This window comes from Arthrobacter alkaliphilus, from assembly GCF_021483235.1.
In the GTDB taxonomy this organism is placed as follows: Bacteria; Actinomycetota; Actinomycetes; order Actinomycetales; family Micrococcaceae; genus Arthrobacter; species Arthrobacter alkaliphilus.
In genome coordinates this window covers 20,407-34,958 of sequence record NZ_JAKEEC010000006.1, presented here as the reverse complement: position 1 = coordinate 34,958, position 14,552 = coordinate 20,407, and the positions used below count along the sequence as shown (strand labels likewise).

The 14,552-nt window shown below is 65.7% G+C and carries 13 protein-coding genes; 5 read left to right on the top strand and 8 right to left on the bottom strand.

From position 1 onward, the window contains the following. The first annotated feature begins 47 nt into the window (after positions 1-47). The 4 genes from L0B83_RS06430 to L0B83_RS06415 all read left to right on the top strand — a co-directional run bounded on the left by L0B83_RS06430 (position 48) and on the right by L0B83_RS06415 (position 3,003). The gene (locus L0B83_RS06430) at positions 48-476 is read left to right on the top strand and encodes a carboxymuconolactone decarboxylase family protein (RefSeq protein ID WP_234757582.1); all 429 of its coding nucleotides are present in this window, start codon (positions 48-50) and stop codon (positions 474-476) included. A gap of 69 nt (positions 477-545) precedes the next feature. Further along, a complete protein-coding gene (locus tag L0B83_RS06425; RefSeq protein WP_234757581.1) occupies positions 546-1,571 on the top strand; it encodes a VOC family protein in 1,026 nt (341 codons plus the stop codon). A gap of 3 nt (positions 1,572-1,574) precedes the next feature. Then, positions 1,575-2,507, top strand: coding sequence for a sugar phosphate isomerase/epimerase family protein (locus L0B83_RS06420; protein ID WP_234757580.1), 933 nt, complete (start codon positions 1,575-1,577; stop codon positions 2,505-2,507). Between the two features lie 19 nt (positions 2,508-2,526). Further along, a complete protein-coding gene (locus L0B83_RS06415) occupies positions 2,527-3,003 on the top strand; it encodes a type II 3-dehydroquinate dehydratase (protein WP_308193962.1) in 477 nt (158 codons plus the stop codon). Between the two features lie 60 nt (positions 3,004-3,063). Here L0B83_RS06415 and L0B83_RS06410 read toward each other — a convergent pair whose 3' ends face one another. The 3 genes from L0B83_RS06410 to L0B83_RS06400 all read right to left on the bottom strand — a co-directional run bounded on the left by L0B83_RS06410 (position 3,064) and on the right by L0B83_RS06400 (position 5,411). Beyond that, complete coding sequence (locus L0B83_RS06410) at positions 3,064-3,210, bottom strand: MFS transporter small subunit (protein ID WP_234757579.1); 147 nt, start codon at positions 3,208-3,210, stop codon at positions 3,064-3,066. Beyond that, entirely contained in the window at positions 3,207-4,598 is a 1,392-nt protein-coding gene (locus L0B83_RS06405; RefSeq protein WP_234757578.1) for an OFA family MFS transporter, read from the bottom strand. Before L0B83_RS06405 ends, L0B83_RS06410 begins: the two co-directional genes overlap by 4 nt. A gap of 123 nt (positions 4,599-4,721) precedes the next feature. Then, a complete protein-coding gene (locus L0B83_RS06400; RefSeq protein WP_234757577.1) occupies positions 4,722-5,411 on the bottom strand; it encodes a DUF4386 domain-containing protein in 690 nt (229 codons plus the stop codon). A 73-nt stretch (positions 5,412-5,484) separates the two neighbouring features. On the opposite strand from L0B83_RS06400, the gene L0B83_RS06395 reads away from it, so the two are divergent. Then, positions 5,485-6,207: a TetR/AcrR family transcriptional regulator C-terminal domain-containing protein gene (locus L0B83_RS06395; RefSeq protein ID WP_234757576.1), complete on the top strand. Its 723-nt coding sequence runs from the start codon at positions 5,485-5,487 to the stop codon at positions 6,205-6,207. Positions 6,208-6,250: 43 nt separating this feature from the next. On the opposite strand, the gene L0B83_RS06390 is transcribed toward L0B83_RS06395, so the two are convergent. The 5 genes from L0B83_RS06390 to L0B83_RS06370 form a co-directional block, all read right to left on the bottom strand. Next, positions 6,251-7,504, bottom strand: a complete 1,254-nt coding sequence (locus L0B83_RS06390) for a flavin-containing monooxygenase (protein ID WP_234757575.1) — start codon at positions 7,502-7,504, stop codon at positions 6,251-6,253. A 21-nt stretch (positions 7,505-7,525) separates the two neighbouring features. Next, positions 7,526-9,145, bottom strand: a complete 1,620-nt coding sequence (locus L0B83_RS06385; protein WP_234757574.1) for a LuxR family transcriptional regulator — start codon at positions 9,143-9,145, stop codon at positions 7,526-7,528. 73 nt (positions 9,146-9,218) lie between these two features. After that, positions 9,219-10,025: an alpha/beta fold hydrolase gene (locus L0B83_RS06380; protein WP_234757573.1), complete on the bottom strand. Its 807-nt coding sequence runs from the start codon at positions 10,023-10,025 to the stop codon at positions 9,219-9,221. 93 nt (positions 10,026-10,118) lie between these two features. Then, on the bottom strand, positions 10,119-11,654 hold the full coding sequence (locus L0B83_RS19855) for an HD domain-containing phosphohydrolase (RefSeq protein WP_234757572.1): 1,536 nt from the start codon (positions 11,652-11,654) through the stop codon (positions 10,119-10,121). A 75-nt stretch (positions 11,655-11,729) separates the two neighbouring features. Then, on the bottom strand, positions 11,730-14,540 hold the full coding sequence (locus tag L0B83_RS06370; protein ID WP_234757571.1) for an FAD-binding and (Fe-S)-binding domain-containing protein: 2,811 nt from the start codon (positions 14,538-14,540) through the stop codon (positions 11,730-11,732). Positions 14,541-14,552: the final 12 nt, after the last annotated feature.

Here is a 14,552-nt window from a genome sequence, read left to right as displayed (position 1 = left end):
GCCACCGCAGCCCAACACAGCCAACACGAGGGAAAGAGGGGATGGCCATGACCGCCACCGAAAGCCAGAACTGGCAGATCGATGAATTCCTGGACACCTACCGGGAACTGATGGGATTCGTGCCTCCGCGGATCCAGGCCCGCTTCGACCGGCTCCGGGACTCGAACCCGGACCTGCTGCTCGCCGAGGAACGGGTCCGGAACCTGATTTGCTACACGGACAAGCTCGACCAGAAAACGGTCCAACTGATCCTTTTCGCGGTCCTGGCCGTCAACCTGCGCGACGCCGCCAAGCTGCACGGTCTGGCCGCCCGCCGGGCCGGTGCCAGCTGGGACGAGCTGCAGGCCACCATTGACCTGGCCTACCTTTTCGGCGGCCTGTCCGTGGCCAACCATGCCCCGGCGATGATGGAAGGGATCGCGGAGCTTGAACAGAAAAATGAAGCCGGTCTGGGCGCAACGGCCGCGCCACGCTGATACCCGCAGCTGACACATCCCACGGAAAACACTGGCGGCCTGCCGGGCTGCCGCGTGCAAAGGAGCACCATGGTCGACATCTCCCACCACGCCGAACGGCTCAAGATGCCCGGAGAAGACACATACAAGGAACCAATTTACGACGTCGCGCAGCTGGGGCATGTCGAAATCCTCAGCCCGGCCCTCCAGGAGACGGCGGATTTCTTCACCCGGGTCTACGGGCTCTACACCGTGGAGGAGACGGCTGACGCGGTCTACCTGCGGGCACGGAACGATGACGTGCTGACGTCCCTGAAGGTGACCGCGGCGGCCCAGGCCGGCCCCGGACACGTAGCGTGGCGCTGCACCAGCCCCCAGGCGCTGCGCCGCAGGGTCGCCGCCTTGGAGGCAAAGGGCATCCAGGGAAAGTGGGTTGACGGGGATGTGGGGCATGGCGCCGCCTACCAGTACCGCGGCCCCGGAGGGCACCTGCAGGAGATCTACTTCGAGACGGAAAAGTACGTCGCCCCCGCGGGAGAGAAGCCCTACCTGCCCAACCAGCCGCAAAAATACGAACCCAGGGGCGTGGCAGCTGCGCACCTTGACCACATCAACCTGCTAGTGCCGAATGTGGGGCGAGCCAGCGCCTTCGCCCAGGAATCCCTCGGATTCAAACTACGGGAGCGGCTGGTCCCGGCCGGCACCGAGCAGGAAGTCGGAGCTTGGCTTTCGCTCATGACCAAGGCCCACGACCTTGCCCTGACCCAGGAGCCATACCCTACAGAAGGCCGGCTGCACCACCTGGCCTACGCCGTCGAAAGCCGCGAGGACGTTCTCAAGGCAGCCGACATATTCATGGAGAACGGCGTGCCGATCGATTTCGGCCCCGCAAAGCACTCCCGCACCCAAGGGTTCTTCCTCTATGTCATCGAACCCGGCGGCAACCGGATCGAGGTGTTCTCCGGCGGGATCCACATCTTCTCGCCCGACTGGGAACCGGTCACGTGGGACACCGAAACCGGCGGCCGCAGCACGGCCTGGGGTCTGGCCACCCCACCCAGCTTTAAGGAATATGCCACCCCGCACTACGTACCGGCTGCCATGCAGGTGGGCTGAGGCGTGACCGACCAGCCACCAAGAACCGACCAGGACCTGGGTTCTTACGCAGCAAGTTTTTTCACCCTGTCCGGCAGCGGCTTCGGGCAGCCCCCAAGGCACTCGTTCAGCGCGCGGGTCCAGGCGGCTGCCGATGCCGGTTACGCCGGCATCGGCCTTCACCTCAACGAACTCACCGACCCGGCTTGGAATGATCTCGGGACTGCGGACCCCTCTGCCGTGCTGACCCACATGTCCGGAGTCCTGCACGGAACCGGGCTGGACCTTGTTGAAATTGAGTTCGTTGGCGGGTGGTGCGATGGACCCGGCAACCCGGCCGTCTACCGGGCGGCTGGACTCATCGGTGAGTTGGCCGCGCACCTGTCCACCAACACTGTCGGCGGACATCACGTGAGTGTGGGGGAGTTTGGCGCCGGCCCGGCGGCGGACCCACGGCTCGCCGGTCGTGGACTGGCCGAATTCGCCGGCCTGGTGGCCTGCACCGGCTATGACCTGGCCATCGAGGCCTTCGCCTGGTCAAAGATCCGGGACTACGGGCTTGTTCGAGACATTCAGGCCGCTGCGGGGATCGGGGGAGCGCTTGCCGACACGTGGCACGCCTACAACACCGGATGCACCACCGACGGGATCGCCAGTGGAGAGATGGGCCATATCGCGGCCGTCCAGCTCAACGGCGGATACCGCGTTCACAATGATTTCCTGGCCAATGCACGCTCCACCCGCCGGTTGCCCGGCGACGGTGACCCTGACGGCCAAGGCTTCATCCGCGCCGTCCGTGCCGCGGGGTTCTCCGGGCCGTGGTGCGTGGAAGTGAACTATCCGGAATTCCGTGAGCTGGATGCCACGGCCGCGGCCCGCCGCAGCATCTCCGCGGCCCGAAACCTCGTGACAGAAGCCCTCACCACTCGTTCGACCCCTGATTCGTTATTGCAGTAAACCCCAGAAAGCAGACCCCGTGACCAACCGCGTCCTCGTCCTCAACGGACCCAACCTGAACATGCTCGGTACCCGCGAACCGGAAATCTACGGCAGTGACACGATCGCCGACGTCGAACGTTTGGTCCGTGCGCGTGCCGCAGTCCACGGGTTGGATGTGGACTTCCTGCAAAGCAACCACGAGGGTGACCTCATCGACGCGCTGCACCGGGGCCGCACCGGGAACGTTGGCTGTGTTATCAATCCCGCCGGCCTGACCCACACGTCAGTTGCCCTGCATGACGCCATCAAGGCATCCGAGCTGGACGTCGTCGAAGTCCATATCAGCAACCCCCACACCCGCGAGGCGTTCCGCCACCACTCCTTCGTCTCGCCCGTGGCCGTGGCGGTGATTGCCGGCGCGGGAGTGAGTGGCTATGCCTTTGGCGTCGACATCATCGCCGCCCGGCACGTCCGGCGCTCCGAATCGCATGCCAATGCCGTCCAGGAGAACTGACGAGGCCCCGCGGACGCTGCCTTAGGGGGGATGATCCAGTGATGGGCGGCCGGACCGGCGTTATCCGAAAAGCGCCGTCACCTGGGTCAGCGTCTGAAAGACCCCATAGGCCAGCGGGATCCCCACCAAGACCCAGGCAACCACGAGCCGGACGGTGGAGCGCTTGACCGGCTCGTGCGCGGCGGGAGTGGGTGCAGTGGTGCTCATTTCCGGCCTCCATGGACGTTTCGTGCAGCTTCGGGGCGGCGTTCGTGGAACCGTTCATCGACGGGCTTGACCAGCAGGTTGGCGATGAAACCAATCACCAGCAGCGCCACCATGGTCAAGAGCGCCGGCTGGTAGGAAACGGCGGTCAGCTTGCCCGGTTTGCCCTGCGCGTCCAGGATCCCGTTGACGATCAGCGGGCCCGCCACGCCGGCAGCCGACCATGCGGTGAGCAGCCGGCCGTGGATGGCGCCCACTTGGTACGTCCCAAAAAGGTCCCGGAGGTACGCCGGGACCGTGGCGAAACCGCCGCCGTAGAACGAGATGATGACAAACGCGAGTGCAACGTAAAGGACGGTGGCGGTAGACCCGGCGAAGGCCAGCACTGTGTACAGCACTGCGCCGACGCCCAAGTACATCATGTAGATCCGCTTGCGGCCGGTGACGTCGGAAGTGGCCGACCACGTGAACCGGCCCGCCATGTTGCCGATGGACAGCAGCCCGACAAAGCCTGCCGCGACGCCGGCACTCACCAAGGACTTCCCGTCGGACTGGCGGAAGAAGTCCTGGATCATGGGCGCGGCCTGTTCCAGGATGCCGATGCCGGCCGTGACGTTGCAGAACAACACCACCCACACCAGCCAGAACTGCCGGGTCTTGATCGCATTCTTCGCGGAGACGTTCTCCGTGGTCACCAGCTTGGCCGCTTTGACCTTGGCCGGATCGAAGCCTGCCGGCCGCCAGCCGTCGGCCGGCACCCGGACGGTGAATGCGCCGAAGAGCATGTACGCGAGGTAGACGGCGGCGAGGGTCAGGAATAGCTTGCCCACCGCGTCGCCGCTGGCCACCCAGCCCTGCGCGCCGGAGTTAGGATCGTATGCCTTGAGCAGCGCCTGCGACACCGGGCTGGCGATCAGCGCACCGCCGCCAAAGCCCATGATCGCCATGCCGGTGGCCAGGCCGGGGCGGTCCGGGAACCACTTGATCAGCGTGGAAACGGGAGAGATGTAGCCGATGCCAAGGCCAATGCCGCCCACCACGCCGTAGCCCAGGTAGACGAGCCACAGCTGATGGGAGAAGATGCCCAGCGCGCCGATCAGGAAGCCGCCCGCCCAGAACATCGCGGAGGTGAACATCGCCTTCCGCGGTCCGTTCCGGTCCACCCAGGTGCCCATGACGGCGGCGGAGAGGCCCAGCATCACAATGGCAATGGAGAAGATCACGCCGACCTCAGTCAGGCTGGCGCCAAAATGCTTCACCAGCGCAGTCTTGTAGACGCTGGTCGCGTAGGCCTGCCCGATGCACAGATGAACGGCGAGGGCCGCGGGCGGTACGAGCCAGCGGTTGAAGCCCGGCGGCGCAATGGTTCGTTCACGGTCCAGGAAGCCCATGATGATTCCCTTGCTCGGTGGAAGACGACGGTGTCCGGAGATGAGAAGGCTCGACCTTAGCCCTGTTGCCTTCGGCAATAATCGAGATAATCAGTATACGTAGTTTCTGGTCGTGTCAAGTATTCATGGCTCAGGGACGGGTGCGGTCTTGAAGCCTTTGAAGAGCAGCCAGACGCCCAGCGAGAACTCCCACAGCGCGATAGGGAGTGCGGCGATTCCTGACAACGGGGAGACCCGGTCGAGGATCCCGAACATCGTCGCGGCGGTGGAGGCGAGGAGCAGGGGAGCTCCGATGAATCCGAGCACGGGAAGAATCCGCGGTACCAAGCGTGTCCGGTAGAGCACGGAGCCCAGCAGCAGGGCGTTTGCCGCCGGGAGCAGGCTTTGGCCGAGCAGGAACATCCGGTCGTAGAGGGCGACCAGCGCTTGGCCGGTCACCACCGCGTCTGCTCCGGCTCCGGCCTGCCGCAGGCTGACGACCGTCAGGAGGCCTGCGACGCCGACGACGATCGTGGCGGCCTCCAGCACCCGCGCGGCGAGAAAGCCGAGCGCGACCGCTTGGTTCTGCCCCTTGAGCACGGGGTAGAGCACCACCGCCGTGCCAATGCAGGCGAAGGCCACGATCATCTCCAGGATGCCGCCCCAGATCGCGCCCGTGTCGGGCCCGGGGCCGGCGATGTAGCCGCGGCCATGGATCGGACCGTAGAGGGAGAGGGTCGGAATTGAAACGAAGGTAGCCAGATAGAGCGCGCCCGCCACAAGGGCGGTCTTGCGCAGTGAGCCCATGCGGGCTGGTTTCATTGTCGTGGTCATGTGGGCCTCCAGGCGTAGTTGGTGTACGGCGTACACCTTCAACCGCCCCGATCGTAGGTGTACGCTGTACGCCATGTCAAGGAGTGAAAATGGGGCGGCTGTGCCGCGTCGGGCCCCGCTCAATCGCGAGCGCGTGCTGCGCGCCGCAGTGGCCTTGGCCGACGACATCGGCATCGAATCGCTGAGCATGCGCAAGCTGGCCCAAGAACTGGGCGTGGCTCCTATGGCGTTGTACAAACATGTGGCTAACAAAGAGGAACTGCTCGACGGCATGGTCAGCGTCATCGTTGCCGAGGTCGATCCACCCCTTCCCGGTCCCGACTGGAAAAATGCTGTTCGGCACCGGATCCTCTCGGCCCGGCAGGCGCTGCTACGCCACTCCTGGGCCCCGCGGGTGATCGAGTCGCGCACTCAGGCTCCGCCGGTCGTGCTGGATTACATGAACTCCCTCATTGGCATGTTCCTGGCGGGCGGCCTTTCGGCCGACCTCACCCATCACGTGATGCACGCCCTCGGCAGCAGAATGTGGGGATTCACCCAAGAGGTGTTTCCCACTCCACAACCGCCCGCTGATCCCGGGATGCGGGCGGCCATGTTCCGCCAGGCTGCCGAAAGGTTTCCGCACATCGTCGCCATCGCCACTGTCGGGGCACACGACGACGCGTCGTCAGTTGGTCAGGGTTGCGATGACCAGTCAGAGTTCGAATTCGCCCTGGACGTGCTCCTGGACGGGTTCGAACGACTCCACAACGAAGGCTGGAGGTCGGGCGTCCCCGGCAACAGGGCCGCTGGATGAGCGGCCCTCGGCACGAACTTCGGGCCGCCTGTCCCGGCGGTGCTTACTGGCCTTGGGCGGCCACTGGATAGCCGGAGGGGGAGCGGGCGGCGATGCGGTCGGCAACGAACCGTGCGTCCCGCCCCACTCCGCCGACCAAGTGCGAGTAGAAGCCGCGCTGGAAGATGAGGCCTACGTAGAACAGGCCCGGAACGCCGTCGGCCGCGCCCTCGGTCTCCGCGGGGTACCCGTCGGGCCCGACGACGGCGGGACGGACGAAGGAGTAGTCCGGGCGGTAGCCGGTGCACCAGAGGACATTGGCGACGTCAAGCACCGTGCCGTCCTCAAGGACCGGGCGACCGTCCTGCGAGCCCACTGTCCGTGCAGTCGTGCGCTGCACCCCGGCGCCATCCAAGTCGGCGCGTTTGGTCCGGATGAGTGGCGATCCGCCGCGCCTGATCGCGGGACGCAGCTTGCGTCCAATCGGGGTGCGGAGAGTGAGGAGATGGTTTGAGGCGAACCAGAAGACCGGAGCTGCGAGGCGCTCGTCCACCGGGATCTCTCCGTGGTTCCGCCCCGAAAGCCAGGTTTCGTGGCCTGCCTGGGCCGCTTCGAGTGCGAGGTCGGCGCCGGACTGGCTGGCACCAACCACGAGGACCGGTCCCGGCAGAAGTTGTGCGGGGTTGCGGTACTGGCTTGAATGAAGCTGCCGGATACCCGGATCGAGCTGGGCCGCTACTTCGGGGATCTTCGGCGACGAATCGCTGCCGGCTGCAAGGACGACGTTCCGGGACCGGAGGGCGCCGTCGGTCGTGGAGAGCACGAAGCCGCCGCCCTCGGCAATATCGACCTCGACCACGCGCACCCCGGTGCGGACCACCGCCCCAAGGGTGGCCGCATAGTTTTCCAGATAGTCGGCGAGTTCCCTGCCGGTCGGCCAGGCCGATTTCCGTCCCGGGAACGGTGTCCCGGGAAGGCCGTCGGCTCGTGCGGGCGTGAAGAGCCGCAACGAGTCATACCGTTCACGCCACTGGTTCCCGACCCGGGCGCGGGCCTCGAGGACGACGCACTCCCGGCCCGCCCGGGTAAGCCAGTAGGCGGTCGCGAGCCCGGCCTGCCCGCCGCCCACGATCACCGTTTCAACGGTCCTGCTTCCCGTCGTTGCCGACGCCGGCGCGACGGGCTGGATGCCTGCCATGATGCCCTCCGAGTGTTCCAGGGCCCGCCCTTTGCGGGCTTCTGCTACGACGGTAAGCGAACCCGTCCGGGGAGCGCTTCGGGCGGATGATGCAACCACGACGACGGGCGGATGGGTCATTTTGTGCAGGGCGGGAAGGCGTCAGATCAGCCCGTGGTCGTACGCGTAGGCTGTGGCGGCGGCCCGGGAGGCGATGCCGAGCTTGCTGTAGACGTTCGCGAGGTGCCGTGCGATCGTCTTCTCGCTCAACACGAGTTCCTCGGCGACGGCACGGTTCGTGAGCCCCTTGGCCACGAGACGGATGACGTCCACCTCCCGGGCGGTGAGCGGCCCGGACGGGGACGGCGCGATGCCCGGGAGTGCAGCCAGATCGGGCGCGGCGCCCAGCCGTTCGAAGGCCGCGCGGGCGGCCTCGAACTCCAAGGACGCGGCCTCGTCATCCCCAAGGGCCGCGTAGCACCTCCCGAGTTCCGCCCGTGATCTCGCCTCCGAATATGGCAGGCCCAGCTCGTGCCACCGGATGGACGCATCCCGCAGGCTCGCGGCAGCGTCAACGGCGTCCCCTGCAGCGAAGCGCGCGGTCCCGACGGCGGTGAGCGCCCGTGCGGACAACACGGCCGAGGGGCTTGCCTGGACGAGGCTGACGAGTTCCTCGGCACCCGACCGGGCCTCGTCAGGGGCGCTCGCGGCCGCCATGACCTCCACATATGCCGGGAGGAACTCCAAACGCCCGGCCTCGCCCACTGTCTCGCGCTCAAGCCGTCGGGCCGAGAGGACGGCCGCGTCCGTGCGGCCCTGGGCGAGCCTGAGCAGCATGAGTCCCGGCTCCGGCCTGCGGCCCGCGGAGTTTGCCAGGCGGTACGCCTCCTCGGCCGCGGTGAAGCGTCCCGCCAACCGGTGGAGCTCTCCCAGCTGGTAGTAAGCCGGCCCCACGTCCACCGCCCTCACCCGCTCGCCTGCGCGCACGGCCTCGGTCAGTGCACCCGCCCAGTCGCCGTCGAGCATCTTGACCACGGACCGGTGCACGAGGCACTCGCCCCGGAACGGCACGAGCTCCGGATGCCCGGCGCACCACTCCGACGCCGCCGTGGTCCACTCCCGCGCCCGGGCGACATCCAGGGTCCGCAAGGACGCGGATATGACCGAACAATAGGCAACCCCGTTGACCAGAGGGGTCGGGACGTCCCCGCAGTTCACCATGGCCATGGCCTCATCCAGCTCGGCCAAGCCGGCAGCCCTCCGCCCGAGGCGCAAGAGAGCCCACCCGGCACTCAGACGGGACAGTACTGCCGTGTCCGTGTCCCCGGCGGGCCGGGCGATCTCGATGGCCCGGCGTGAGAGCTCTAGGGCGCGCTCGATCTGGACCGGCTCAGAGGATGAAAGAGCTACATGCCCCAGCCCCGAGTACACCAAGGCCCGCTCGGGATCGAGCCCGGCATCCTCGACAATCGTGGCGAGCCGCCGACCCCATGCCTCAGCCCGTGCCGGGTCACCGTGCGCCTCATGGGCGAAGGCGAGCCAAAAAGCCGCACGGGCCGCCGATGCGGAGTCGCCCGCCTCGAGGAAGCCCCGGAACGCCCGGGCCAGCAGTTCCAGGCTCCGCTGCTCGTGGCCGACCAGGAATGCGCTGAACGCCCACACTAAAATATCGGAGGCCGGGATCGGAACATCACGGTCCGCTCGTTCGAACGCCTGCAGCGCAGCCATCCAGGCCTGCTCAGCATAGAACCGGCGACCGTCCTCGATCATCGTCTGCGGCATAGGGACCACCTCCCTCAAAGCATAAACCTGTCCGTCCAGGGGAGGGAGAAGTGAAGGAAGCCCCGCTCTTGTTCTAGATCAGAGCCCGGAGGTAGGGCCGGAGTTCTTCCGCGAAGGTCTTGGCCGTATCAAAGTACGGGGCGTGGTGGCCGCCGATGATCTTCTCTTCGAGGCCGAGGTTTGACTCGAGCCAGCCGTTGGTCACCGGCGCGAAGGGCAGCCCGTTTGCGCTGCGTAGCAGGGTGAGCGGAACCATTGACCGCCGGAGGGCGTCGGCGTTCGGCTGGTAGGTGAGGAAGCTCTTCACTTCCTTGCTGAACAGCTGTTCGGCGTTGTTGAACATCCGGTCACGGGTGGCAGCATCGAGTCCGTCGAGAGCGGTCGGGCTGGAGTTGAGTTTGATGAAAACCTCGAGCGCGGCCCGGGGATCGGCCGCGGCAAGCTTGAACACGTCCTCAAGAGGATCCGGTCCATCTTGCTGTGGCAAAAGGCTGATGAGCGGAGGTTCGTGGACCACCGCACCACGCACCACATCCGGGTGCCGGGTGATGAGCTCCAAAGTGATGATCGCTCCGCCGCTCGTGCCGAACACGACGGCCCGGTCCAGTCCACATGCGGCGATGAGTGAGGCTGCGTCGTCGGCTTGCGCGCGGATTGTCGCGACATCGTCGTTGTCGGCTCCCTGGGTACTGCGGGAGTTGCCCCGGCGATCGTAGGTAATGACTGTGAATTCGTCGCTGAGAATGTCGGCAGACTTCGTGAAATGCCCTGCGTCGCCGGTCGCGCCCGGAATCAGGACGACGGCGGGTCCTTCGCCGCGAACTTCGCAATACAAGTCGATGGCTGGGGTGCGGGTGACACTGTGTTCCTGGGTCTTCATGGCTGGCTCCTCTGTTTGTGCTGATGAGTCCAGCTTCGTCGGCGAGCCGATGGGTCCGCATCGGTAGAACTACCAGTCTTGTTGCGCGGTGCGTCACAAGAGGCGATGCTGCATCGCGAAAAGCGTGGCAGCTGCGCGGCTGGAGACTCCGATTTTCTGGTAGATATCCTGCACATGGTGTTCAGCAGTGCGGGGTGACACCACCAGGGCCGCGGCGATCTGCTTGTTGCTGAGCCCTCTCGCGATGTGCCGAAGGACTTCCACCTGACGCTCCGTGAGAGCTGCAGGCCAGTCACGCCGCACCGGTACCTCGGCGCCGGTCACCGCAACCACGACTGCCCGGGTCGCTTCGGAATCCAATGCGCCCCGGCCGGCGAGTTGCTGGAGTTGCTGACATGCAGCCTGCGGCGGCAGGGGTTCGCCGACACGAGGGTGCGTCCCCTCGAGATACGCATCGACCGCCGCGATCAGTTTGCCACCCTGGGCTATGCTCTCCCCGCGAAGGCCCCTGAAGTAGCCCGATCCGTCCTCTCGTTCGTGGTGAACCGAGGCCAATTCGGCTTCGGCGGAAAGATCGGTTGCGCGGGCAAGCACGCGCTGGGTATGGAGAGCGTGCAGCTCGTACTCGTCCTCCTCGCTCCGGTTCAAGGCGGCAGGCTTCGCCAAGACCCGGTTCGACACCGCAGCCTTCCCGATGTCGCGCAGAGCGGCTGCACGCCGGATGCGGCCTACCTCCCTTCGGTCAAAGCCCATCACGGTCGCAGCACGATCCGCCAGGTCAAAAGCAGAACGTGAGGTGCCGTATGCTGCCGGCGTCTTGAGGTCGACGATCTGGCCAAACGCCAGCGCGATCTCGTCCAGCCGGTCATCGTCAACATGTACGAAGGGCTCAGGTTCCTCTGCAACCAGCTCGGACTCGACATCCGCGGCGTCCAGGGCGTTGAGGATCTCCCGACCATGAACCGCGAAGGCCACGGCCGTCGCGGGATCAAGCTGCTTGCCCGCCCGCTGTGTAACCACCCTCTGCGCAGCGTCGGCACCTCCGAGTTCGTGAAAGGTCATCGCGGTCATCGCCGTGAGAACAATCCGGGCCACGACGGGGATATCAGTCCCGGAGACGCCCTGATAGCCGCCTTTGCCGTCGTACCACTCCTCGACGTTCCGCAGTGCGACAACAACCCCTGGTCCAAGCCCGATCCGCTGGGCCGTGACCGATGCGATCTCGCACGACGCGCGGTGGATTGTAGGCCCCAGCTTCGGTGCCTGGGTCAATGCGGCGGCGATCAATCGTATCTTCGTGAGAATGTCGGTGCCCGCAGTGAGCTCAGGTATGAACGTGTTGAAGAAGTCAGCCGGATCAGCGAAATCAGTCAGCGAACCGACCCGATTCATTTCTATGTCGCGACCTGAAAAGATGGCGGCGGTTTCCTGTGCGTAACCCACGCACCCGACGTGCTGCAGGAGTGCCGTATAGAACACGTCCTGAACATCCGGGTCCGGCAAACCCATGGCGCGGGCAAGCCGGCAGGCGATGAAACAGCTACGAGCCGCAGCGCCCGTCTTGCGCTCTCGGCCCAAATCGCCAATGCCCGACAGCGCGATGAGCGGCTCAGCCAGCCGAATCTGCACACGCAAAGTGTATCGCCTCCGCCAGGGTCTCAACCCGGCCCTCAAACGGCTCACCGCGGTTCATGCCTGGCTTATTCAGGGGCGGGTTGCCTCCTCGAGGAGTTCCAGTATGTGCCGGTAGGTTTTGCCGGTGGCCTTGGACATGCCGAGCTCGCAGGTCCGGTTGGTTGAGGCATAGGCGTCGAACTCGCGCTCGTTGATCTCCTTGGCCTGTTTGTCCGTGGCCGATGCGGTCAGTTCCGGGTGGAGCAGGCCGCGGTCGCCGGCGAAGGCGCAGCAACCCCAGCTCGCGGGCACAAAGACTTCGTCGGCAACGGACGCGGCGAGGTCATTCAATGCGCTGTTCGTGCCGAGCTGTGTGGACGAGCAGGTCGGGTGCAACGCAATTGACGTCATTTTCCTCTCGACCTTCAGTCCGGGCAGAACAGCGGCGTGCACAAACTCCACTGAATCCACGAATACGAGCCGGGCATACCTTTCGTCCTCACGGGCGAGCCGCTTCATGGTCTCCAGGCCTTCGGTGCAGGACGCGGCGTCGCACACAATGGGCAGCGTCCCGCCGCCACTGGCCTCATAGAGGCTTTCGAGCACTTTGGCGGACATGTCCGCATAGCCCTTGGAGAATCCTTTTGACTTCCAGGGAGTGCCGCAGCACAGGCTGCCGATGTCCTCCGGAATGGTCAGACCCACTCCTGTCCGCTCGCACAGGTCGAGGAAGGCCTGGATTGAGCCCTTGCCTGGGCCGGCGGGGCCGAACATTGTTCCTATGCAGGCTGGAAAGAAGACAGCGGCGCTGTCCTTGTCCCGCCGGGGCTTGCGCCTCGAACCGCCGGCCGGCAGCACGCCGTCGTAGGCCGGGACGGTCTCGGTTCCCAGCACCGCCCTGCCCACGGTTGTCGCGGCTTTGACCAGGGGAGTAGGCACGGCTTTAGCTATGCTCAGCGCGACGGCGCCGCCCTGTGCGACCGAGTCCCAGTGCCCGGCGGCGGTCTTCCAGACCGCCTCTGCCGCCGGGTTGGCGTTCTCCTTCCTCAATCGGCGTACGAGGTCGCCGGTGTTGATCAGCACCGGACAGGCTGTGACGCACATTCCGTCGGCCGCGCAGGTCTGTACGCCGTCATAGTCGTAGTCCTTGCGTAGTTGCTCGACCAGCGTCCGGTCGCCGCGCTCTTCAGCGGCGGCGATCTCGCGGCGCAGCACAATGCGCTGGCGGGGGGTCAGGGTGATGTCCTTACTGGGGCACACCGGTTCGCAGTAGCCACATTCGACGCAGCGATCCACTTCTTCTTCCACCGTCGGGGCCACCTTGAGGTTCTCCATATAGGAGAGGGGTTCCTCCGCGAGCAGCACGCCGGGATTGAGAAGATGGGCCGGATCGATCAGCTGCTTGATCTCACGCATGACTGAATAGAGCTCGTCCCCGTACTGGCGGCGCACAAACGGGGCCATGATCCGACCGGTGCCGTGCTCGGCTTTCAGCGAGCCGCCAGCACCGAGCACCAGGTCCACCATGTCGTCCGTAAACGCCTGGTACCGGAGCAGCTGGGCAGGATCGTCGAAGCGTTCGTTGAGCATGAAATGGACGTTGCCGTCCTTGGCATGCCCAAAGATGACCGACTCTTCGTAGCGGTGCTCGGCGAAGAGCCGGGTCAGTTCGCTGCAGGTGTGGGCAAGTGCGGGCACCGGGACCACGATGTCTTCGAGGAGGGCGTTGGTCCCGGATGGACGCGCGCCCGCCACGGTGGTGTACAAGCCCTTGCGCACATGCCAGAGCGCGGCACGGGTTTTCGGGTCTGAGGTCATGGCAAATGGCGAGGCCAGGTCGAGCGACTCGAACAGCGGCTGGGAGGCCTGCCGTTTAAAGGACAGCTCCGTTGTGTCGGCGCCCTGGTGCTCCACGAGCAGGGCGGTATGCCCCGTGACTGGGAGGGAGCGGATGGACGCCGGGGCGTCGGGGGCGAGCTGTGCGACCTTCAGCGCGGCAGCATCCATCAGTTCAATGGTCGCCAGGCCGGAGGCAACCAGTTCGGGCAGCGCTGTGGTTGCCGAGGCGAGTGTGTTGAACACGAGCAGTCCGGTGGCTACAGCGGGCTTGACTTCGACGGTCCGGAAGACAGCTTGGGCTACGAAGCCGAGGGTGCCTTCGCTGCCGATCATCAGGTGCATGAGGATGTCGACGGCACGCTCGTAATCCAGGAAGGAGTTCAGCCCGTAACCCATGGTGTTCTTCATTGAGAAGAGTGAGGTGATAGTCCGTACCGATTCCGCGTTCCCGGCCACCCGGCGGCGCAGCCGCAGCAAGCCTTCATGGAGTTCTGGTTCCAGCTCCCGCAGGCGGGCGTCGGCATCGGCGCGGGCGGTATCAATAACAGTGCCTGATGGCAGGATCAGCACCATCGATTCCAGGGTGCGGTAGGTATTGAACTCCGTGCCGCAGGCCATCCCGGAGGAGTTGTTGGCGATCACGCCGCCCACGGTGCACGCGATCTCGCTCGCGGGGTCCGGACCGAGTTTGCGTCCGAAGGGGGCAAGCCGGGCATTGACGCTGCGAATGGTGGCACCGGGCTGCACGCGTACGCGTGCGCCGCCGTCGAGGACCTCGATGCCGCGGAAGTGCTGGCGGGTGTCGATCAACAAGCTGTCGCTGAGCGCCTGTCCCGAGAGGCTTGTCCCGCCGGAACGGAAAGTGGCGGGGATATTGAGCTCACGGCTGCGCCGCAGCAGCTGTCCGACGTCCTCGGCGTTGCGCGGGGTGGCGACGCCGTGCGGGATCAGCAAGTAGTGGGAGGCATCGTGGGCCTTGGCCCTGCGGTCAAGGTCCCTTGTGCTGACTGTGTCCAGGTTTAGTCGGTTGATCAGGGAAGATGTGGCGGCCGCGGCTGTCATTGGTGCTCCGTG